At 66.0% G+C, this 21894-nt stretch carries 18 protein-coding genes and 1 tRNA gene; 10 read left to right on the forward strand and 9 right to left on the reverse strand.

Translation table 11 applies throughout. From position 1 onward, the window contains the following. Positions 1-49 precede the first annotated feature (49 nt). A complete protein-coding gene (locus tag DR039_RS09820) occupies positions 50-1552 on the forward strand; it encodes a hypothetical protein (RefSeq protein ID WP_126622400.1) in 1503 nt (500 codons plus the stop codon). A gap of 64 nt (positions 1553-1616) precedes the next feature. Next, entirely contained in the window at positions 1617-2513 is an 897-nt protein-coding gene (locus tag DR039_RS09825) for an alpha/beta fold hydrolase (protein WP_111837180.1), read from the forward strand. Between the two features lie 101 nt (positions 2514-2614). On the opposite strand, the gene nth is transcribed toward DR039_RS09825, so the two are convergent. Beyond that, positions 2615-3295 carry an endonuclease III gene (gene nth, locus DR039_RS09830; RefSeq protein ID WP_111837181.1) on the reverse strand — a complete coding sequence of 227 codons (681 nt, stop codon included), beginning with the start codon at positions 3293-3295 and terminating at the stop codon, positions 2615-2617. A gap of 131 nt (positions 3296-3426) precedes the next feature. Here nth and DR039_RS09835 point away from each other — a divergent pair, with 131 nt between their 5' ends. Beyond that, a complete protein-coding gene (locus tag DR039_RS09835; RefSeq protein WP_111837182.1) occupies positions 3427-4104 on the forward strand; it encodes a Crp/Fnr family transcriptional regulator in 678 nt (225 codons plus the stop codon). Between the two features lie 92 nt (positions 4105-4196). Here the strand turns inward: DR039_RS09835 and DR039_RS09840 are convergent, their stop codons facing one another. After that, the gene (locus tag DR039_RS09840) at positions 4197-4358 is read right to left on the reverse strand and encodes a DUF4177 domain-containing protein (protein WP_111837183.1); all 162 of its coding nucleotides are present in this window, start codon (positions 4356-4358) and stop codon (positions 4197-4199) included. Positions 4359-4422: 64 nt separating this feature from the next. Beyond that, positions 4423-4752, reverse strand: coding sequence for a WhiB family transcriptional regulator (locus DR039_RS09845; protein WP_111837184.1), 330 nt, complete (start codon positions 4750-4752; stop codon positions 4423-4425). Positions 4753-4934: 182 nt separating this feature from the next. Here DR039_RS09845 and DR039_RS09850 point away from each other — a divergent pair, with 182 nt between their 5' ends. From DR039_RS09850 to DR039_RS09860, 3 genes are all read left to right on the forward strand, one after another. Then, entirely contained in the window at positions 4935-7262 is a 2328-nt protein-coding gene (locus DR039_RS09850; RefSeq protein ID WP_111837185.1) for a transglycosylase domain-containing protein, read from the forward strand. After that, the gene (locus DR039_RS09855; RefSeq protein ID WP_197719043.1) at positions 7259-8296 is read left to right on the forward strand and encodes a metallophosphoesterase; all 1038 of its coding nucleotides are present in this window, start codon (positions 7259-7261) and stop codon (positions 8294-8296) included. The genes DR039_RS09850 and DR039_RS09855 overlap by 4 nt, the downstream gene beginning before the upstream one ends. A 138-nt stretch (positions 8297-8434) precedes the next feature. Next, a tRNA-Pro gene (locus DR039_RS09860) sits at positions 8435-8508 on the forward strand. 122 nt (positions 8509-8630) lie between these two features. Here the strand turns inward: DR039_RS09860 and DR039_RS09865 are convergent. After that, positions 8631-8876, reverse strand: a complete 246-nt coding sequence (locus tag DR039_RS09865) for a ribbon-helix-helix domain-containing protein (protein ID WP_229116932.1) — start codon at positions 8874-8876, stop codon at positions 8631-8633. Between the two features lie 423 nt (positions 8877-9299). Between DR039_RS09865 and DR039_RS09875 the strand changes: the two genes are divergently transcribed. The 3 genes from DR039_RS09875 (at position 9300) to DR039_RS09885 (ending at position 13295) form a co-directional block, all read left to right on the forward strand. Then, positions 9300-10898: a YegS/Rv2252/BmrU family lipid kinase gene (locus tag DR039_RS09875; RefSeq protein WP_229116933.1), complete on the forward strand. Its 1599-nt coding sequence runs from the start codon at positions 9300-9302 to the stop codon at positions 10896-10898. Positions 10899-11094: 196 nt separating this feature from the next. Continuing rightward, a complete protein-coding gene (locus DR039_RS09880; RefSeq protein WP_172458381.1) occupies positions 11095-12507 on the forward strand; it encodes a Mur ligase family protein in 1413 nt (470 codons plus the stop codon). Then, a complete protein-coding gene (locus DR039_RS09885) occupies positions 12504-13295 on the forward strand; it encodes a type 1 glutamine amidotransferase (protein WP_111837188.1) in 792 nt (263 codons plus the stop codon). The genes DR039_RS09880 and DR039_RS09885 overlap by 4 nt, the downstream gene beginning before the upstream one ends. Before the next feature lie 26 nt (positions 13296-13321). On the opposite strand, the gene DR039_RS09890 is transcribed toward DR039_RS09885, so the two are convergent. After that, positions 13322-16222: a beta-glucosidase gene (locus DR039_RS09890; protein WP_229116940.1), complete on the reverse strand. Its 2901-nt coding sequence runs from the start codon at positions 16220-16222 to the stop codon at positions 13322-13324. Positions 16223-16335: 113 nt separating this feature from the next. Here DR039_RS09890 and DR039_RS09895 point away from each other — a divergent pair, with 113 nt between their 5' ends. Further along, positions 16336-16827 carry an NUDIX hydrolase gene (locus tag DR039_RS09895; RefSeq protein ID WP_111837190.1) on the forward strand — a complete coding sequence of 164 codons (492 nt, stop codon included), beginning with the start codon at positions 16336-16338 and terminating at the stop codon, positions 16825-16827. A 100-nt stretch (positions 16828-16927) separates the two neighbouring features. Here DR039_RS09895 and DR039_RS09900 read toward each other — a convergent pair whose 3' ends face one another. Genes DR039_RS09900 through DR039_RS09915 form a run of 4 tightly spaced genes read right to left on the reverse strand, consistent with a single transcriptional unit; the run spans position 16928 to position 21856 of the window. Next, positions 16928-18214 carry a TIGR04053 family radical SAM/SPASM domain-containing protein gene (locus DR039_RS09900; RefSeq protein ID WP_111837191.1) on the reverse strand — a complete coding sequence of 429 codons (1287 nt, stop codon included), beginning with the start codon at positions 18212-18214 and terminating at the stop codon, positions 16928-16930. 18 nt (positions 18215-18232) lie between these two features. Next, a complete protein-coding gene (hemQ, locus tag DR039_RS09905) occupies positions 18233-19045 on the reverse strand; it encodes a hydrogen peroxide-dependent heme synthase (RefSeq protein ID WP_111837192.1) in 813 nt (270 codons plus the stop codon). Between the two features lie 34 nt (positions 19046-19079). Continuing rightward, positions 19080-20468, reverse strand: a complete 1389-nt coding sequence (locus tag DR039_RS09910; protein ID WP_111837193.1) for a ferrochelatase — start codon at positions 20466-20468, stop codon at positions 19080-19082. Next, entirely contained in the window at positions 20468-21856 is a 1389-nt protein-coding gene (locus DR039_RS09915) for a glutamyl-tRNA reductase (protein WP_111837194.1), read from the reverse strand. The genes DR039_RS09910 and DR039_RS09915 overlap by 1 nt, the downstream gene beginning before the upstream one ends. Positions 21857-21894 lie beyond the last annotated feature (38 nt).

Raw genomic sequence — 21894 nt, forward strand, 5'->3', positions numbered from 1 at the left:
GCACGCGAGGAGCCTCCCCCCGCTACCGTGGATGCTAAAGGAGGCCCCTGTGAGCACTGAGAACCCCAGCCGTCCCGAGGACGCCCCGGAGAAGTACGGCCAAATCCCTGAGTCAGCAGCCACGGCTGATAGCGGCGAGCAGCAGCCTATCGAGCTAAACGAGACGGCCGCAGCGGAGGCGCGCTTAGCGCAGACGCCTTCCGCTCAGCCTGTCCCCCGGGTATTGGACGCCGAGGAACCCTTGGTGCTGCCCGAGTCCATGGTCCTGCCAGAAGGCGTGAACCTGGAGGAATTGGCCCGGTCCATGGAGATCCCGTCCCTGGACTCTGACCCCAGTGCCAAAACAGTTGCGGTGACCCCAGAGATGTTGCTTGCCGCCCAGGGGGGCTCCGCGATGGCAACGCAGCGGCTTGATTACGCTGCGGAGCGCCGTCAGCCCACCTTCCCCACCGAGGCCAGCTACTCGGCCAGTGAGCAGGCCACCGTCAACCTGTCAGAGCGGCCTGAGTTGGTGCCCCCCATGCCCAACCCGGCGCTGCAGCCCAAGCCCTTGGATGCAAGCCTGCCCCCGGTGCCAGCTCCACCGCAGTGGGAGGCTGCTGGCGATCAGGCAGGGCAAGCCAGTCCGGTGGCGCAGCCAGCGCAGGCTGGTCAGGCGAGGCAGGCAGGGCCCCTGGAGTCTCCGGTTGCCGCATCCCCCAACTCTTTGTCTGCCTGGTCTGAGCGAACTGCCGCTGCGGAACCGGTGGCGGCTGAGGAGCCCGCCGAGACGGTGATCGGTACCCCGCCGTCGCTGGCTGCGGCCGCCGCCTTCGGAACTGAAAACCTAGGACCCGCAGCAGAGGCTGGCGGCGCTGGCGCATCTGCCACGGCGCCGGGCCTAGCACCTGCCGCCATCCCCGCCGTCGCCCCCGCCCCACCGGCCGCGACCTCACCCACCGCCCCCCAGTCCGGCGAGCGCCCCACCTGGCCCGGCGCTCCCGCACCGGTCCCCACCAAACCGCCGCGCAGCGACGCCGAAGTGCTCCTGGAAGGCTCCTCCGTAGTGGGCCACCCCGCCTCTCGGGCTGCCTGGCACTGGGGTGGCGCGCTGATCGCCGTCGTGCTGTTCCCCTTAGCCTGGTACCTGTGCCACGCAGGCAAGCTGCGCCTAGCTGACAACCTGCCGACGCCGAGAGGCAACTTTGTGCCGGGCGTAGACGTGGTGGGCTTGCTGGAGCTCGGTGGTGGCCTGCTGGCCCTGCTGCTGGCCCTGCTGGTGGCACGCAAATCGGCGTCCGGGCCCTTCGTGGTGGGGATCATCTCCCTGATCCTGGGGGCGCCCTTCCTGGTGGCTCCCGGCCCCACCTGGGACTTCCTGGCCCCCTGGGCCACACGCCTGACCGACCAGTCCACACTCGGCGCCAACCTAGTGCGCTTCCTGATTATGGATGGCTACACGGGCACCTTTGTGCTGATCGGCCTGGCGATGATCGTCGTCGGCATGGTGGCTCATTCCACGCGGCGGGCTGGACGGCGCGAACGGGAGATCATTTCGCGCGCTAAGCGCTGAGCCTCCACGGAGTGGACGCGCTCTGCTTCCACGGCTCATTAGCGCCCCCGGGTAGCCTGAGCCAATGCCAGTGAATGTCAACCAGCCCGGTCCTTGGACGCACCGTTACGTCTCTGCGCGTGGCACCCGCTTCCACGTGGCCCTGGCCGGCCCCGAGTCTCCGGAGGCGGCTAGCGGCACCCTGGTGGTGCTGCTCCATGGCTTCCCCGAGTGCTGGTGGACTTGGCGGCAGGTGCTGCCCGAACTCGGCGCTGCCGGGCACCGCACCGCCGCCGTCGACCTGCGTGGCTTTGGTGGCTCAGACCGGCCCCCCTCCGGCTATGACCTAGTGACCCTGGCGGCGGACGTAACCGCCGTAGTGCGTGGCCTGGGCCATGAGAAAGCCGTGATTGTGGGCAATGGCCTGGGCGGAGAGGTGGCTTGGGTGATGTCCCGGACCGCCCCCACCCTGACCGAGGCGGTGGTGCCCGTGGGGGCGCCGCACCCGCTAGCCGTGCGCTCCTTGCGCGATCGGATGATCTCTGGCTCAGCCCTGCAGCGGCTCTCCCTGCGCGTGCCAATGCTGCCGGAGCGTTCCCTGTCCACGCGCGCCGGTATGGAGTCGCTGCTGCGCTCCTGGACGGCCCCAGCCAACCGGGATGCGGTGGCCGCCGAGGCAGGCTTTTATGCCGAGCTGTTGGCCCGCCCGGGGGCGGCGACGGCGTCGCTACGTCATCTGCGGCGAGGGCGGCTCTCCCGGTCGGAGGTGGCGGCCTTGAACCGGCCTGTGAATGACCCGGTGTTGGCAGTGTTGGGCGAGCTGGACCCGGTCCAGCCTGCGCAGGCCCATGCCCGCGACACGCATTACACCGCTGGGCGCCTGCAGCAGGTGACTATCCGGGGTGCTGGGCATTTCCCTCAGGAAGAGGCTCCCGCAGAGTTTGTGGCGGCCCTGTTGCCCTTTCTGCGGGAAGTGGCTTAGCACCCGAATCTGACGAGTTCGCCCAAACGTGACGAGTTCGCCTGCACTGCGGGCGTTTTCGTCACAAACTGGCGTTTTCGGCGAGAAGGGGGCCTGCGTCGTCAAACCCCCACCTGCGGGCACAAGCCTGCCTCCAGCACCGCGCACAGCCCACACTGGGGTGCGCGAGCCTTACACACTGCCCGCCCGTGTTCGATCAGCCGATGGCAGCCATCGGTCCAACGTTCAGGGGGCAGCAGGGCGGCAATATCCTTCTCCGCCCCCAAAGGATCGGTCTTAGTGGTCCAGCCCAGGCGCCGAGACAGTCGCCCCACATGCGTATCCACAGTGATGGCCGGAACCCCAAAAGCGTTGCCCAGCACCACATTTGCTGTCTTGCGCCCCACGCCCGGCAAGGCGGTCAGTGCCTCCCGATCTGCTGGCACCTGACCCGCGTGCTCCGCCACCAGTCCCGCAGCCAGGCCGATGAGCCGTTCGGCGCGCGTGCGCTGCATGCCCAGGGGTCGCAGCCATCCCTCTAGCTCCTGGCGGTCCGCGCCCGCCAGGGCGACGGCGTCGGGCCACTTGGCAAACAGCGTCGGCGTGATGGTGTTGACGCGGGCATCCGTGGTCTGGGCGGACAGGACGGTGGCTACCAGCAGCTGGAAGGGGCCGTCGTGCACCAGGGCGCAGTGGGCGGCGGGATAGAGCTGGCGCAGCATGTCGTCGACGGTGCAGGCGCGGTCTGCCTTTGCTTCGCTTCCTTTAGCCGCCGGCCTGCCTTTTCCGCTCTTTCCGCGCATTGCCGCCACCTTCCTGGATTTGACCGTCCCAATTCAGAGACTACAATGCCCGTCTGCGTGCCACAGGTCACAAGACGTGGCAGGATAGTGCCCAAATGCAATTTCTAACCCAGGACTTCAGGAGGACCCCCGTGGAAGACAGCATCATCGGTAAGATCCCCCTCTTTGAGGGTATGGGTCCCGAGGAGCAGGAGGAACTGCGCGCCATGATGTCGCAGACCACCCTGCGCCGTGGAGAGATCCTTTTCAACGAGGGCGATGCCGGAGACCGGCTTTATATTCTGCTCTCAGGCAAGGTGAAGCTTGGCCACGCGGCCGTAGATGGCCGCGAGAACCTACTGGCCGTGCTCGGCCCCGGTGAGGTCGTTGGCGAGCTGACTCTCTTCGACCCGGGCCCCCGTTCCACCACTGCCACCGCCGTGGCCCCCACTGACCTGCTCAGCCTGGAGCACGGTCAGCTCATGAGCTTCATCGAGACCCACCCGGCCTTGGCCAAGGACATGCTGCGGGCCTTGGCTCAGCGCATGCGCCGCACCAACACTGCCCTGGCGGACCTGGTCTTCTCCGACGTGCCCGGCCGCGTGGCCAAGGCTCTGCTGGACTTGGCGGACCGCTTTGGCTCGACGACGGAGGACGGGGTGCACGTCCCGCACGACCTCACTCAGGAGGAACTGGCCCAGCTGGTAGGCGCCTCCCGTGAGACCGTGAACAAGTCGCTGGCGGAGTTCGTTTCCCGTGGCTGGATCCGCCTGGAGGGGCGGGCCGTGACGCTGCTGGACGTGGACCGCCTACGCCGTCGCGCCCGCTAAATAGAACGGGGCGCGCCAGCGCAAGCTCACACAATGGGGCGCTTGGTCACCAATTAGTGGCCAAGCGCCTCTTCGTATTTGCGTTAGCCCTATCAGGCGCTGAGGGGCCGCTTGAGGTAGGCGATCAGGTTCTCAGAGCCCGTGGGGCCGGGCACCACCTGCACCAGTTCCCAGCCATCAGCGCCCCACTGGTCGAGGATCTGCTTGGTGGCGTGGGTGATGAGCGGAATCGTGGCGTACTCCCATTTGGTCATGCCCGGAGCCTAAGGGACTTCCAGGCCACGGTGCAGCCCAATTCTCAGCGCAACGCCCCGGCCTTCAGCGAACGCGGGCCAGAATGCGTGGGGCGCGACGGGCGTGGATCTCGGCGACTAGTTCGTCGTCTTCGCGCTCCAGCCAGGCCCCCCAGTCAGTGACTTCAGGGAAGCGGCGCAGCAGGGCGCGGCGCTCGCGCTCAGTCAGCCCACCCCAGACGCCAAAGGATGACTCAGAGTCCAGGGCTTCAGCTAGGCACTCCATGCGCACGGGGCAGGAAAAGCACAGACTCCGGACGTCTCTTTGCTCAGCTCCCTTGCCAAAGAGCCGGTCCGGTGCCACCTGGGCGCAAGCTGCCCGGGCGGCCCATGTCTGTTCCGCTGTGTCCCTCATGTCTCATCTCCATCGGTGGTCGGTGGGCGACGCCGTTGTCGTCCACGTCACACCTAGAACCGTAAGGCATGTGACCTGGATTATCAAAACGGGGCGGCCTACCCATGAGCCGCAGGCACGCGGCGGGCGTAAATGGACCGACGCCACAAGCCATTTTTGCCGCTTGCACGTAGTCTGAGGTCATGTCCCCGTCTGCATCCGCCCGCGGAAAGTCCCTCGGGTCTGCTCAAGTCATCTCGATGCTGCTGGTGTTTTCACTGCTAGCAGTCGCTGGAGGCGTGCTCTCCGCAGGCTTTGCCGTGCCCTTCGTGGGGGCGGCATCTGCGATCACCAAGGCCAGTCAGGATATGTTCAACGAGCTGCCCAGTGACTTCAACGTCCTGGAGCCCAGCCAGGTATCCGATATCAAGGCCGCTGATGGCACGCAGATCGCCACCTTCTATGCGGAGAACCGCATCGTGGTGCCCCTGAGTGAAATCAGCCCCAACCTGCAAAACGCGGTGGTGGCGGTGGAGGACCGTCGCTTCTATCAGCACAAGGGCGTTGACCCCACCGGCATGGTGCGGGCCCTGGTTAAGAACGCTTCCTCAAGCTCCACTCAGGGTGCCTCCACCCTGACCCAGCAGTACGTGCGCAACGTGCTGATTGAGGCGGGCCTACAGTCCGGTGACAGCTCCGCCATCACGGCGGCGCGGGCGAGCACTTTCACCCGCAAACTCAAGGAGGTCAAGTACGCCCTGACCCTTGAGAAGCAGCTTTCCAAGCAGAAAATCCTTGAGGGCTACCTGAACCTCGCTGCCTTCAGCCCCTCCACCTACGGCGTAGAGGCTTCCGCCCGCCACTACTTCTCCCACTCCGCTAAGGAGATGTCGGTTGCTGAAGCGGCTCTCTTGGCGGGCCTAACTAACGCCCCCTCCGCTTATGACCCCGTCTCTAACCCGGAGGCAGCCACCAGCCGTATGAGCTGGGTGCTGGACAAGATGCTGCACGAGCAGTTCATCGACCAGGCACAGTATGACGAGGCTAAAGCCACGCCCATTGAGCAGTTGCTCAAGGTCCAAGACACGGTGGGTGGCTGTGGCGCAGCCGGTTCAGCCGCATACTTCTGCAACTACGTCGTCTCTGAGATCCTCAACTCGGAGGTCTACGGCAAGGACAAGGCCACCCGCAAGCAGTTGCTGCTGCGCGGCGGCCTGACTATCACCACAACTTTGGATATGGCCAAGCAGCAGGCGGCCCAAGCCTCAATCGAAGGCCATGTGCCGACGGGCGATCCGTCTAATGCCAAGGCGGCGCTGGTGAGCATCCAGCCCGGCACCGGCAGGATTATCGCGATGGCACAGAACACCGCCTTTGGTGATCCGCAGCAGCCCGGAGACACTTCCACGCAGATTTCTTTCAGCGCCGACGCCGCCCACGAGGGCACTACTTCTAACGGTTTCCAGCCCGGCTCGGTGTTCAAGACTTTCGTGTTAGCTGAGTGGTACCGGCTAGGTCGCTCGGCACATGAGGTACTAAATACAACCCCGCGCACCTTTAACAGCAGCGAGTGGAAGATCTGCGGTGGCCCCGGCGTCGTCGAACCGTGGCCGGTGAAAAACGTGCTTCCTTCTGAAAGCGGCAAGCGCAGCGTCTATGAATCCGCCGTCCAGTCCATCAACGTGGGCTTCGCGGAGATGCTGACCCGGATGGATATCTGCGACGTCACCAAACTGGCTGCCAGCGTGGGCATTAAGAAGGCCGACGGCACTGAGCTTGAGCCACTGCCCGCCATCATCCTGGGCTCCATGAACACCCCGCCGCTAACCATGGCCAATGCCTACGCCACCTTTGCGGCCCGCGGCGTGTACTGCACGCCCATCGCCATCGACTCCATTACGGATAAGGCCGGTAACTCTCTGCAGGTGCCTAGTGCCAACTGCGCTCAGGCGATTGAGCAGCGCGTAGCCGACCAAGTGAACGCCACGCTGACCGCCGTGTTCTCCGGCTCTGGAACGGCGGCCGCTGGCGCCCTACCGGGCCGGGTGGCGGCCGGCAAGACCGGTACTACGGACAACTCTGAGCACACGTGGTTCGTGGGTTACACCCCCCAGCTGTCCACCGCCGCTTGGACTGGTCACTCGGATGGCACCTACTCGCTGAGCTACCAGTGGATCGGCGGACGGTACTACGACATCGTCTACGGCAACACCATCTCGGTTCCGCTGTGGCATGACTACATGGTCAACGCCATGCAGAACGAGCCGGTGCAGGGTTTTGCTGGCGCCAACTTGGGCACCAAGCCCGCTCCTACCCAGCCGCAGCCGGGCCAGAAGAATGACAAGGGCGACAAGAAGTCGCTAAGCCAGGACCCGGACAGCCCTGACAATCAAGCCGCAGCGTCAACGGCGTCTCAGGCTGATGCCTCCTCGGCTGGCTCAGCCTCCCGGTCTAGTTCTGGTTTGACTCCGGAGGCTGAGGCGCGTCTGGATGAGCTCATCACCCGGCTGCGTGAAGAGGCCGAGAAGTGAGCCGCAGGTCCCGCCGGGTGCTGTGTGCGCTCGGCGGCCTGGCAGGGCTGGGCTTGGGGGCGCTCGGATGGTCTCTGGTGGAGGCACGGCGTCCGGTGCTGCGCCGAGTGGAGTTGGCTTGCCTGGCTCCCGGTGAGCAGCCGCTTAGTATCCTGCACCTGTCGGACCTGCACCTGTCTGCTAACAGCCAGTGGCTGGTGGACTGGGTGCGAGATCTAGCTCAGTTGCGCCCCGACGTCGTGGTGAACACCGGCGACAACCTGGCCTTTGCGGACGGACTGATTAATCTGCGGGAGGCGCTGGAGCCGCTGACGGCTTTCCCCGGGGCTTTCGTTTTGGGTGACCACGACTACCACACCACGGTTTTTAAGTCGCCCGCCAGGTACCTGCGGGCGGACCCGCGCACAGCTGATGAGCCAACTGAGCTGGCCGAGCGGGCTGAGCTGCCGCATGAAGAGATTCGCCAGTTCCAGCTTGAAGCCGGTTGGGTGGACCTGACTAATGTGCGCGGGCAGCTGTTGCTTGGCGGTCGCAGCCTTGAGTTGGTGGGGGTGGATGACGCCCACGTGGATAAGGACGTGTTCCCGGCGCCAGAGGCGGACACTGCTGACGGCGCTGCCAGCGGTGGCACTGCTGACGGCGCGATTGCTGGCGACGGCGACGCTCCGCTGCGTTCGGTTAGCGGGCGTCCCTTCCGCTTGGGCCTAGCGCATGCTCCTTATCAGAGGGTGCTGAACGCGATGCGGGCCGACGGCGTCGACTTGCTGCTGGCTGGGCATACGCATGGTGGCCAGTTGTGTTTGCCGCACTATGGGGCCCTGGTGACTAACTGCGACCTGGACCGTTCGCGGGCCTCTGGGGTTTCAGCGTGGCCGGGGGAGCTGGTGCCCGGGGGCCACGGTGAGGGCGTGGCGAGCGCGGATGACATGCTGCTGCATGTGAGTGCGGGCTTGGGGACTAGCCCCTTTACGCCGGTGCGTTTTGCCTGCCGTCCGGAGGCGACGCTGCTGACATTGGTGGCTGCTCCAGCCTGAGTTGGGGCGTCTGCCGTGAGCGCTTGTGCCTGTGTTTGGCGCGGTTGGTTGGCTGGGTGATTAGCTGGGTGACGCAGCACTCACCCCCCTGGATTTCCTAGGGGCAGGGCCAGTGGCTATAGTTGCCACCGCTGCACTCGGGGTGTGGCGCAGTTTGGTAGCGCGCTTCGTTCGGGACGAAGAGGTCGTGGGTTCAAATCCCGCCACCCCGACGACGAGAACGCCCATGAGCTCGCTCATGAGGTGTTTGAGGAGGAAGGGGTAACAGGCCGCCCGGCCGACTACCCCGACGACGAGAAGTCTCAGGATGCTTTAGCATCCTGAGACTTTTTGCTTAGAGGGCGTCGATGAGTTCGCGCATCATCTGTGAAGGCGTGATATTGCGCTCCCGCGCAGCCTCGTCGAGTTTTGCTCGGCGCACCACATCAAGGCGGAGCGTAAATGGGCGCGCCTGCGCACCCACGCTGATGGGGCGCCCGGGCACCGAAGGACCCAGATGCTTGCCGGTGTAGCCCGCTTCGGATTCCGCCTCGGCAGCCCATTGCTCGATATCTGCGTCGGTGAACGGGACTCCGTTCACATCACTGTATTCGCCCATCTGGCTACCTCCTTAGTCCAACCTCGACGAGAACCTTCTTAGTCGCTGGCATGGAATGGAAGACCAGCCAGCCATCAGGCTCATCTTCCACCGCGATGTATTCCAACAACCGTCCGCTAGCGTCCGTTCCAACCCCAACCCACTGCACCGGGTGAGTGTCACGTGCTCTGGATCGCAGCGTGCCCTCAAACGCCTCAACCACATCCAAAGCAGTGACCTCAGGATGCCGAGCAGTGACCCTCGGATGCACTCGTACCCGCACGCTCACTCCCGTTCATTTATTTTGTACTCCATTATTGTAGTACAAAATCTGCTCAGGTAGAGCACTCATGCAGCTGGTGGGAGCAGCCGGCGCTAGGCTGACCGCAAAGATTTAGCCTGCTGCGCTTAGGAGCCTGCCCTCACATGCCACAAACATCGCCCGCGCCAAGCCCCCAGATGCGGCGTCCGCGTCTGGAAGCAGCTTTGGCCGGGTTGAGTTTCCTAGGCTTTATGGCAGTTACGGTCCTAATGCTCTCTGGGGTGCTGCTGAGTCAGGACACGAACTCTCGCAAGATTCTGTTCACCTCCCGCTCCACCGTTGGCCAGGTGACTGAGGCGCTGAGCCTGCTCACGCATCCTCTGGTGATCCTGACGGCGATCATCGTGGCTGCAATCTTGAGCTTCCAGCAGCAGATGCGGCGCCTGGCGGTGGCGCTGACGCTCTCTGCCGCCGGCATCCCGCTACAGCTGGCCATCGCTGCGGCAATCAACCGCCCGCGCCCCCAGCTGCACTTCGCCGACTCAATCTCTTACTACCTGCCAGGTTCCTTCCCCAATGGCCATATCACCGCAGTGCTGTTGGGCTCTTGGGTGCTGGTCACCCTGACCCGCGCCCACCGCCGCCCACAGGTCTCCGTGCTGGGGCGGATACTCGCCGCCTTCGGGGCTGTGGCGCTAACCGGCCTGGTCCAGTGGTCCACTGGCATGGCCCGCCCCAGCGATCTGCTCGGTGGTGTGCTGTTGGGAAGCGCGGTGGTGAACCTGAGCCTGTTCATTGGCGGGGTGGAGTCGATCCTTTCCGGTTGGGCACGCTTCGGCCTGCCGGATAGGCGCGCGGGCAAGCGCGCCGCCGTGATCCTTAACCCCACGAAGGTGGCTGACCTGTCCCTGCTGCGCCGTCGGGTAGAGGCGGAGGTGCTGCGGGCTGGCTGGGACCCAACCCTCTGGTTGGAGACGACGCCGCAGGACGCAGGTGCGCACGCCGCCAAGCGAGCCCTGAACGAGGGCGTGGACCTAGTGCTCGCGGTCGGCGGAGATGGCACGGTGCGTTCGGTGTGCACGGCCTTGGTGGGCACCGGCACCGCCGTCGCCTTGGTGCCTGCGGGCACCGGTAATCTGTTGGCCCGTAACCTCTCCATACCGCTGGATATTGATTCGGCGCTGCGCCTGGCTTTATCTGGGCGGGCGCGGACGATCGACGTCGTGAAGCTGCGCGCAGAAGACCAAAACGGGCAGACCATGCAGGCGCGGTTTGTGGTGATGGCGGGCCTGGGCTTGGATGCGCGGATCATGGCGGACACTCACGACGACCTCAAGAAGGTGATTCGTTCGGGCGCCTACGCGGTGGCTGCCGTCGCCAACGCGGTGCCCAAACCTTTCAAGGCCACCGTCACCCTGGATGATGGGCCTGCGCAGGAGCAGCAGGTCGTGATGGTGCTGATGGGGAACGTCGGCACGATCACGGGCGGTATCACGCTGTTTCCGCAGGCCACGCCCGACGACGGCCAAGTGGACCTGCTGCTGGCCAGCCCGGAGCGGGTCACCGACTGGGCGCGCCTGGGGGCGCATATCCTCACGGGACGCGCCTTGGAGGGCTTCACGCTGGCAAGTGCTCGGCGCGTGGTGATTGAGACGGCCGAGCCCGTGCCATTTGAGATCGACGGCGACACTGCCGGGCAGGTGCGGCGTTTGGAGGTCGAGGTGGAGCCAGGAGTGCTGCGCGTGGTGGCCCCGGAGGCTTAAGTGCACTCCGGCAGGACCTAGCCCCGCACGCCCAGCCCACACAAACCCCGACTCGGTCCACCCCGCGCCCCGGCCATAAAACCACGGCACGCAGGCCGCTCCCCCGCGCGGCACAGCGGGGTCAGTGCCCATAGACTTGGGGCGACCCGTCGTCGTCGCCAGGAGAGCCGCCATGCCACTGTCTGCAGCCGCTTCCATGCGCTCGGGCCTGACCGTCGCCCTTGGCCGCGCCGCCCGCAAGGCCGCCCGCCTACGCGCAGGAGGCACCGGCGGCACGGCCCTGCCAGGCCTAGTCATGGAGAAATCCGACCCCGGCTTCCTGAAACGCACCCTGGACCAGCTGCCGCTGGGGGTAATCGTCGTCTCCGGCACCAACGGCAAAACCACCACCACCAAGATGGTGGTCGAGCTTCTGAGCAGCCAAGGCCTAAAGGTTCTAACCAACCGCACCGGTTCTAACTTTGTGCGCGGGGTGTTGGCCTCGCTCCTCACGGAGGTGGACTCTGGTGGGCGGGTCGACGCCGACGTCGCCGTCTTGGAACTGGACGAGGCGCATGCCGTTCGCTTTATCCAGCGGGTGCGCCCCCGCGCCGCCCTGCTACTCAACGTCATGCGGGACCAGTTGGACCGTTTTGGGGAGATCGATTACACCGCCTCCCTGCTGTACAAGGTGGCCCGCTCCACCAGTGAGGTGGTGGTGGTCAACGCGGATGACCCGCGCCTGTCTGCCAACCGCTTCCTGCGCCACCTGACCTCCCGCCTCGCCTCCTTTGGGGTCGGGACGGAACTGCGCGACCTGTTCCTCTCCGACGACGAGCTGCGCCTTGGCGCCAGCTCCGGCCACAGCACTGCTGACCCCGACGAGGCCACCCCGGACCCCGAGGCAGAGGCTGAGGCGGCCGTGGCTCGCATCACCGCTCCTACGGACCCGCGGGCTAAGCGGGTGCGGTTGTGTCCACCGCCGCGTGTACGCCTGGAGTCCCTGCGTGGCCGCGACGCCGTCGTAAGCGTGGATGGCACCCCGCACGAGGTCTCTTTCACGATCCCCGGCGTGCACAACCAACTCAACGCCTGCGCCGCCCTAGCCCTAGTGTTGGAAGTGCTCGGTGAGCAAGCGGAGTTGGGGCCCCTGCTGGCTGCCCTAGCCAAAGTGGAGGCGGCTTTCGGGCGCGGGGAGGTGCTGCAGCTTGACGGCCGCAGCGTGGAGCTTTCCCTGGTTAAGAACCCGGCTGGCTTCCGCATGGGCTTGCTGACGGCTGAGCAGGCGGTGCGCGCGGGTGGTCCGGAGACCGTCATGGTGGCCATTAATGACGAGTACGCGGATGGCCGGGACATGTCTTGGCTCTGGGATGTGGACTTCTCTGCCCTGCGGGAGCAGGGCGTGGCCGTGGTGACTGGCGTGCGCTGTTGGGATATGGCCCTGCGGCTGCGCTACGACGGCGTCGCCGTGGAGACGGTGGAGCCGGAGCTAAACCAAGCCTTGGAATACCTGCGGAAGCGGGCTGCAGCCCAGGACCAGCCGGTGCGGGTGTTCACCACTTACACCGCCATGCTGGCCTTGCGTGCCCGCCTGGCTGAACTAACCGACGTCGAGGAGGTCATGAAGTGAGTGCCCCCGTCCTGCACCCCACCCAAATCGACGGCGGAGCTCGTGGCCGCCTGCGCCTGGCGCAGCTCTACCCGCGAGACATGAATATCTACGGCGACTGGGGCAACACCCTGACCTTGCTGCGACGCGCCAACTGGGCGGGTTATGACGTGGAGCTGTGCTCCTACGACCTTGGCGATGAGTTGCCTGAGAGCGTGGACCTGGTGGTCGGCGGCGGTGGGCAGGACTCCGGCCAGGAACGCATCAAGCAGGACCTGGTGCAGGTGGGTCCCCGCATTCACGAGTGGGCGCAGGCGGGCGTGCCCATGCTGGTGATCTGTGGGCTGTACCAGCTTTTCGGGCACCGCTTTGTGACTTCTGAAGGCTCGGTAATCCCCGGGATTGGACTGCTTGACGCGGAGACCGTGGGCGGTTCACGCCGCATGATCGGCAATATCGTGCTGGATGCGGAGGGCTTTGGCCAGGTGGTCGGCTACGAGAACCATTCAGGCATCACCCGCCTGGGCGCGGGAGCTAAGCCTTTTGGCCAGGTGCGCTCCGGGGACGGCAACAATGGTGAGGACGGGCTGGAGGGCGCGCGGGTGCATAAGGTGATTGGCACCTACTTGCACGGTTCGCTGCTGCCCAAGAACCCGACTGTGGCGGACTGGCTGCTGGAGCAGGCCGTGCTGCATGCGGGTGGCAGCTGGGACCCGGCGCCGCTGGATGCCTTGGCACCCGCTGCCCCGGTAGACCTGGCCGCTATGACGGAGCGGGCCCGCGAGGTTGCCATCTCCCGACCGCGCTGAGCGGGTGCGCCCAGCGCTACTCGGAGCTACTCGGGCGCCCCTTCCGGCACCTGGTAGGCCCCGGAGTTGACCACCGTGTACAGGATGTTCTTGGAGGCTTGACGCAGCGCTGACACGACGGCGGGCGAGTCGGTCCGCTCCACGGCCGCGCGCGGCTGCGGGACGATGGTGAGCATCGTGTCGTTGCCGTTGAGCACACTGTCAGTGGTCTGCTGGTAACCGTAGGAGCCGTTCCAGTCGGACAGGACCATGCCGGTGAAGCCCCACTCGCCACGCAGTACCCCGTTCAACAGCTCGGGGTTGGCGCCGGCGTAACGGGTGCCGATGTAGTTGTAGGAAGACATGACGGCCTGGGGCTGGCCTTTCTCATAGCCCTTGACCACGATCTCAAATGGGCGCAGGTAGATCTCGCGAATGGTCTGCTCATTGGCATAGGTCTGCAGCAAGGAGATGCGGTTGGTCTCCTGGTCATTGAGGGCGAAGTGCTTGATATAGGCGTAGACGCCGTGGTGCGCCGCCCCATTGACGGTGGCGGAGGCGATCCGACCAGACAGAACGCCGTCCTCCGAGTAGTACTCGAAGTTGCGCCCTCCGAAGGCTGTGCGATGGGTGTTCATGCCCGGGCCGTACCAGCCGAAGATATGGGCGTCGGCAAACTCCTGCCCGATCCGCTCCCCTACCTCACGGGCCAACTCCTGATTCCAGGTCTGGGCGATTAGTACCTCAGTGGGGAAGGCCGTGCCCTGGCGACCCTGGATCGGGTCGCGCAGTCCGGCTGGGCCATCAGTGTCGAAGGTCTCCGGTTTACCTACCGAAGGCACTGCTGCGGTCTTGAAACCGCCGATAGCAACTAGTTGGCTCATCTCCTCCACAGTCAGTTGGTTCAGCAACTGCTCCCATTTGGGATCGTCGTAGGGCAGGCCCCTGAGCTCCCCGAGTTTGAGGGTGGCAGCTGCACCGGTGACGGGCATAGTGGCCTCGGAGTCCAGGTGCGCTGAGGGATCGTAATGTGCCACTGAGTAGGTGTCTATGCGCTCGCGCAACTGCGGGCTCATGGTCAGGTCCGCCTCGGTCGGTCCGGCTGTGGCCTGCTGGTAGTTGGCGAAGTGGTCGGCGCGGGACAGGTAGGTGACGCCACCGTTGGAGTCTGCTTCAAAGCGGTTGGTCGCGGGGGTGCGATCGGAGGCGCGGCCGGTTTGGGAGTAGTCGACGTCGTCGGCCACCTCAAAGTTGCGGGAGTCCAGGACGGTGTGGGAATTGGCGCGCACAGAAATCGTGTATTCGCCTGCCTCCAGGATGTATCCGCCCTTGGTGGTCTTCAGGCGGGAGGAGTCGTAGGAGGCCAGCTGTTCTTTGGGCACGGTGAAGGCGACATCCTCCGACTCCCCGGGCGCGAGCAGCTTGGTCTTGGCGAAGTCCACCAGGTTCACGGCGGACTTCTCGATGCCGCCGTTGGTGTAGGGCGGGGTGGAGTACAGCTGGACGACCTCCTTGCCCGACACCTGCCCGGTGTTCTTCACGCGGACAGTGAGGGACACGTCGTCGTCGGCAGCGCTGAAGCCGGTGATCTGCTGCTTGAAGCTGGTGTAGGACAGACCGTAGCCGAAGGGGTAGCGGACCTGCTGCTCATAGTCGATGTTGCCTTCGGCGTCGGCCGTCTCCCAGTAGCGGTAGCCGACGTAAATGCCCTCGTTGTAGGAGACGCGCCCCAGGACCCCGGCGAAGTTCGGGTCAGCGGCGGTGTATGCCTGGGTCAGGTCGGAGACGTTGTTGTACTGGAAGCCGCCGAAGTTGTTGTAGGCGGGGGTGGCGCGCAGGTCGTTGACGAAGGTGTCGGCGGTACGGCCGGAGGGGTTCGCACTGCCGTTGAGGATCCGCCCCAGGGCTCCCATGCCTTTGGCGCCGGTGCCGGGCGAGAGGAGCACCGCCTTGATGGAGGGGTAGGTGTCCAGCCAGCCCAGTTCCATGGTGCTGTTGGAGTTGACCAGCACCACCACTTTGGAGAAATGGGAGTTGACGATGCCGAGCATGTCTTTCTCAGTGCGGGACAGCCGCAGGTAGTGCTCCCCGCTCTCAAAGTCGTCGTAAGGGCCGTTGTTCTTGTATTCGGTGTCGTAGTAGATGAACTGGCTGGCACCACCGGCGATCTGCTGGGCTTTGGCGGCCCAGGTGCCGTCGGCTACAGCCTTCATATCCGTGGGCAGGTCCTGGCCCTCTCCACTAGAGCGGGAGATGACCACTAGGGCGGTGTCGGAGAAGGACTGCGCAGCTGCCAGGAGTTCAGGGGTGTAGTTGGTGGCGGGCGGCTCTGGCAGGCTGGAGTCGGTGCGTCCGCTGCCTGCGGTGACGAGCACGCGGGAGGCCTGGTAATCGCGGTACATGCTTTCCAGCTGGTTGTTAGTGGTGTAGCCCGCATCGTGCAGTGACCTGTATACATCGGTCACTCCTGAGGTGTCCGAGGCCCCCGAACCGGTGCCACCGGTGACGGGGTTTGTGGAGGACCATCCAAAGACATTGATCTGCTTGGTAGTGGCAGGCAGTGGGAGGAAGTGGTCGCGGTTTTCAGCCAAGACCATTCCCTCGTCACCGACGCGCTGACCCGTGGCTTCCGAGGCGGCGATCGAGGTCGCGGAAATCTCGCCTTGGCCAGTGACAGGCTCTGCTGCCCGCACTGGCTGCGGCCCCAGGGCCCCCAGGTTGACCACCGCGACGACGGCGAGGGCTGCCGCCAGACCTATGGTTAGGGACCACATCCTTCTGCGCCGCGGATTCCGACTGCCTCGCAAGGCGATTATCGCCAACACCGTCACCAGGACTATGGCACCCGCAGCGTAGTGGTTACCGGAAAGCTGCCGCGGGAGAAGCCCTGTGGGCGCTGAGATGGCTGCGGAGAGCCCCATGCGCATGGTCAGAATCTGCGAAAGCATCTGGGTCACAAGCCCTCTCCACCGTATACGATTACTGAATTAACCATAACATGACACACTTAAGTAATGCTCTAGTAATTTGGTTCATAGCCCGGCGGAATTAGGCTGCAGCCATGGCCACTCCGGAGTTCATCCTGTCCCTGCGCACAAAGATCGGACATGACCCCTTGTGGCTACCAGGCATCAGCCTGGTGGTCTTCGACGAGGCGGAGCGAGTGTTGCTGGGGCGTCGCAGTGACAATGGGCTGTGGGCAGTGATCTCTGGCATCCCTGAGCCGGGCGAGCAGCCCGTGGCCTGCGCTCTGCGCGAGTGCTTGGAGGAGACCGGCGTGCACCCAGAGGTGTTAGGCCTCTGCGGGGTGGTTGCCGGTGGCGAGATGGCCTTCCCTAACGGCGACCGCTGCACCTTCATGGACATCAACCTGGTGGGGCGCGCGAATCAAGAGCAGGTGGCGGCCACCCACGTGGGGGACGAGGAGTCCACCGAGGTCGGCTGGTTCGCGGTCGACGCACTGCCCGAGCCACTGGCGGACTCTTCCCGGGGCCGGATCGCCTCCGCGCAGGCCTGGCTGGCCGATCCGGCAGCGGTGCGCCTGGGCCGCTGAACCGCGGGGACCGAGCTTCCCGCTGACCACTTACCCACGTTCGGACAACCTGGGTACGTTCGGACAACCATAGAACCGGTCCTGGGTTGTCCGAAAAGCGCTACGTTGTCCGAAAGGGAGAAACGCAGGCCTGGGCAGCAGCCGTCGGCACCGGCCGCGCGGCCCCGCCACTGAGCAGGGCACGCACGTCGTCGGCGTAGGGGAAGCTGCCGGGCCGATAGGCGCACAGGGGCTCCTCGGCATGCAGGTCACCGGTGGTGTTGAAGGCGCGCGCCCGCGAGCCACCGCAGACCCGCTTGTACTCGCAAGCCCCGCACTTGCCCTGCAGCAAGGACGCGTCCCGCACGCCGGTGAAGACCTCACTGCTGCGGTAGATCTCCGTGAGCGACGAGTCGCGCACATTCCCGGCGGCCTTCTCCAGGAAGCCTGAGGGCGTCACGTCGCCCACGTGGGACACGAACACGAAACCGTTGCCGCTGCTGACGTTGATCGGTGGGCGACGGCGCCGTCCGGCCCGGTCCAGCCCCAGCTCCCGCACCCGCTCGCGCAGCCGACGGTACAGGGGTCCCAGCCCCATGACCGCCTCCATCTCCTCACCGGCGACGCCGCGCTGGGCGAGCACGTGCCGTTGCAGGGAGACGCGGCGGAAGTGGTGGCCCTCCGTGGTCTTGGCGGGGACCGACTCACCCATGTCGTAGAAGATGTTGAGGACGTCCTCGATCTCCTGGGCATCCAGGCTGCCCAGGTCCACGCCCCTGCCGGTGGGCACCAGCAGGAAGCCGGACCAGGTCATGGCCCCGTGCTCGCGCACCAGGGCGGCGATATCCGGCAGCTCGTGCACATTGTGCCGCGCCACCACGGAGTTGATCTGCACCTTCATGCCCAGCTCGCGGGCCGCCTCCCACCCGGCCACCGTGCGGTCGAAGGTGCGCTCAACCCCCCGGAAGGCGTCATGGGTGGCGGCAGTGGCACCATCGAGTGACAGGGACAGGACATTGACGCCCGCCTGCTGCAGCTTGGCCAGGGACTCCTTGTTGAGCTTGTCCGTGCCGGAAGGGGCCACCGCCACATGCAGGCCCAGGCTACTGCCGTAGGCAGCTAGTTCCTCCAGGTCGGGCCGCTCGAAGCAATCTCCACCGGTGATGATGAAGATGACGGCGGGTTTACCGAAGGCTGAGGCCTCATCCATCAGCGCCTTGGCTTCAGCGGTGCTGAGTTCGCGCGGGTCCCGCAGGGGACTGGCCTTAGCGCGGCAGTGGCGGCAGGCCAGCTGGCAAGCGCGGGTGGATTCCCAGGTGACCAGCATGGGCCGCTGCGCGGGGTCATGATGGGGCAGGCGCACAGGCCGGCCCGGGCGGGTGGCGGTGGCCGGGGGCGTCGTCGTCATGGAGTCTCCTTGTCTCCTTCAGGCGCGCGGCTGGCGCTCAGCCCACTCCGCTGGGCTGACTCGCACCCCTGTGTAGAAGGGGGTATCTACGCGCACATGCAGCCGAGCCTCCGTGTAGCGCTGGTGGTGGATAACGCCCTCTAGGCGATCCAGGCTGTCCGCTTCGAAGCCAAGGATCCACTCGTAGTCACTCATGCCGAAGCTCGCCAGGGTGGAGCCCTTGACGTCGGGGTACTTGGAGAAGCCATTGCGTCCGTGCGCAGCCATAATCCGTGAGCGTTCCTCGGCGGGCAGCAGGTACCAGTCGTAGGAGCGCACAAAGGGGTAGACCATCAGCCAGTCGCGGGGCGCCACGCCACCAAAACAGGCGGGAATGTGCTTGGCGTTGAACTCGGCGGGGGTGTGCAGGCCCATGCAGGACCAGACGGGTTCCAGATAGCGCCCTAGGGCGGAGGCGCGCAGGCGATGGTTGGCGTCCATGAGCTTTTCGGGATCGTCGTCGAGCCACCAAACCAGGAGGTCGGCGTCCGAACGCAGCCCAGCGACGTCGTACCACCCGCGCGTGGTCACCTCAGACTGCTCCACGAAGTAGGTGGACTCGCCGATGAGCTTGCGGCGCACATCCTCCAGGCCCGGCAGGGGGGTTTGGAGGCGGAATACGGCGAAAAGCGCGTAGTGGTTCTGGTTGTTGACGGCGTCGAAGTCCACCTTGGTGGCGTCGCGCGGGTCGTGGTGGGGGCGGCGAACCTCGTCATTGAAGCGGTGGATACCGTTCTCGTCAGTCTCGGGGGCGCCGGGGTGGGCGGTGTGGTGCTGTGGGGTTTCGGACATGTGTTTACCTCCGTTGTTGGTTTCAGTGTGCTGGTTACTTGGCTGGCTGATGGTCTGTGTGGGGCGGGCCGGGATGACCCTGCGGGTGGCTGCCCGCGCCGGAGCGGCAGCACTGTTCAGGGCAGACGGTGTGGAAGGGGCCTGCGCCGGTGGTGGAGCTGGGGGTGACTTCCTCACCTCGGGCGGCGGCGGCGCGCTCCATCAGCAGTTCAGCCAGTGAGTTGATGAATGCCGGGTGCGTCCCGGCGGTGGCGGCGCGCGCGTAGGGGATGCCCAGGTCGGCGGCGGTCTGTTTGGCTTCCGTATCCAGGTCGAAGACCACCTCCATGTGGTCGGCCACGAAGCCGATTGGGGCGACGACGACGCCGGCAGGTACGCGCGTCGGGCGGCCATCGCTCAGCTTGCCCGCAGCTAGGGCCTGCAGGTGATCGTTGACGTCGGGCTCTAGCCAGCGGGCCTGGGGTGGCCCTGAGCGGGAGCAATAGACCAGCTCATATTCGGGTGTGCGGGCCAATCCTAGGCGGCGGGTTACTTCCGGCACCAGCACTTCGATGAATCGCCGGTGCTGCTCGACGTAGCTGATCTCCGTGGACAGATCCGCCGCGACGCCAGGTTCAGCCTGGGCCAGTTCGGGTGTGGTGGTCTGGGGGCTGTGCCCGCAGGCGTGGTGGGGCTGGCGGGAGCGCTGCGAGGAACGAGCGGCGCGGATGGTAGCCAAGGGTGCTGCCCCCAGGCCGCCACTGGGCGCTGACCCTTCCTCCATGGCAACGGGCACGGAGTGAGTCACCAAGACCAGGCGCACGCCGTCGGCGGGCACGCCCTGCGCCACCAGTTCCTCGAAGGCGGTCACGATTGCGTCCACATTGGCGGCCAGCATGCCGGGAGTGTTGTAGAAGGGGCGGGTTTTGTCCGCTTCCAGTTCCACGGGCGCGCCTCCGGCTCCACCCACGCGGGCGGCGGCGTCGGCCTCAAAGCCTTGGCCGGTGGTGCCGTCGGTGCCGGTGGCCAAGAGCTCCAGGGCGGCGGCAGTGTCCTCCCGGTATTGGCGGCAGCCGGAGTAGGAGCCGTAGGCGGAGGTGGTCATGGTGAGGATGCGGCGGGCTCCGGCATTGGCCAACTCGCGCAGGGCCTCGGAAATGAAGGGGTGCCAGTTGCGGTTGCCGATTACTACGGGCAGGTGGGAGCCGCGGCGGCGCAGCTCGGCGCGCAGGGCCTGGAGCATCTCGGCATTGCGGGCATTGATCGGGGAGATTCCGCCGAAGCGTGCGTAGTGGCCGGAGACCTGTAGGAGGCGCTCGTCGGGGACGCCGCGCCCAGCGGTGGCATTGCGCATGAAGGGCAGCACGTCGTCCGGGCCTTGGGGGCCGCCGTAGGACAGGACGAGCACGGCGTCGTAGGGGGCCAGCGGATCGGCGTGATTCATCAGCACACTCCTTGGGTGGTGTGGGTGACCGGGCAGGTGGAAGCAAGGTCTTCCCCCAACTCCACGCCCAACACCAGGCTGAGCGCTTCTAGGTACTCCTGTTGACGACCGTTGCGACCGGCGTCGCGGGCAGCCAGGGTGGGGTGGTGTAGGAGGCGGGAGGCCAGGTGGTGCAGAGCGCGGGCGGCGTCTTCAGCGTCAACGACGCCGTCGCGCGGACGCAAGCGCGTCACCTCGTCCTCTACGACGGCGGCGACGTGCCGGCGCAGCTCACAGATGACTGGGTCCATGCGCCGCCCGCTTTGGGCGCGGGAGTATGCAGCGGCTTCCTCGGTGATGATCTGGCGGGCGGCCCGCACTTGTTTGGCGGCAGCTGCGGGGACGGCGCGTTGCACGGCAGCCAGGTCGATCAGGGCGACGCCGGGCAGGTCAGCCACGCGGGTGTCGACGTCGCGGCGTAGGGCTAGGTCCAAGATGACTAGGGGGCGTTCGGCGGGTTCGGCCGGGGAGCGGGGGTCTTCGTGGCGGTCCAGGAGGGCGGGTTCGGTGGGCTGGCGCAGGCGGGCTGCGGGGGCTACGAGTTCAGGGCTGATGATGGGGACGCCAAGGCCTCGGCAGGTGATTACCAGGTCGGCTTGGGTCAGGGCTTTGGGGAGGGCGTCTGCACTGAGGGCTCGCAGGTTGTGGCCGTCGGCGAAGGCTTGGGCACGGTCGGAGCGGGAGTAGATCTCGACGTCTTTGGCGCCGCGTTCACGCAGGGTGGCCACGGTGGCGCCAGCGTAGGCGCCGGTGCCGATCAGCAGGATGCGGCAGCGTTCTAGGGGTGGGAGCTGGGCGGCAGCCAGGTCCAAGCCGACGGCGACTACGCTGCGGCCGGTTCCGGCTAGGGTGGTGTGGGTGGCTATGCGCCTTGAGGTGGCGGAGGCGTGTTCTACGACGCGGGTGAGGGCACCGGTGGCGGTGCCCTCACGGGTGGCGACCAGGTGGGCGCGGCGCAGCTGTCCGGCGATCTCGCGCTCGCCGACGACCATGGATTCGAGTCCAGCGGCGGTGGCGAAGAGTTCGGTGATGGCTTCCTGCCCGCTCCAGTGGCTAAGGGGCAGGCGCGAGCTGTCTGGCAGGGGCTTAATGGTTGTGCTGGCCACCGAAGCGGGCGCGCCGGCGCGCTGCTCCAGGAAGGTGGCGAGGCTCTGGGGCAGGGTGGCGCTGGCGGCGGCGTCGGCGTCGAGCAGCAGCGCGAGGCGGTTGCAGGTGGCTAGGACGATGGCGCCACGCAGGCTGTCGATGGCGGCACATAGGTCGGGGCCTAGGCGCGCAGTAACGGCACCCAGGCGGGCGACGGCGTCAAGCCCGTGGGTGCGATGGTCAGCGGAGAATAGGTGGATCACGGCGCCCGCATTGAAGCACTTGTGGGCGCGCGGGGCAC

This window comes from Actinomyces bovis (genome assembly GCF_900444995.1).
GTDB lineage: Bacteria > Actinomycetota > Actinomycetes > Actinomycetales > Actinomycetaceae > Actinomyces > Actinomyces bovis.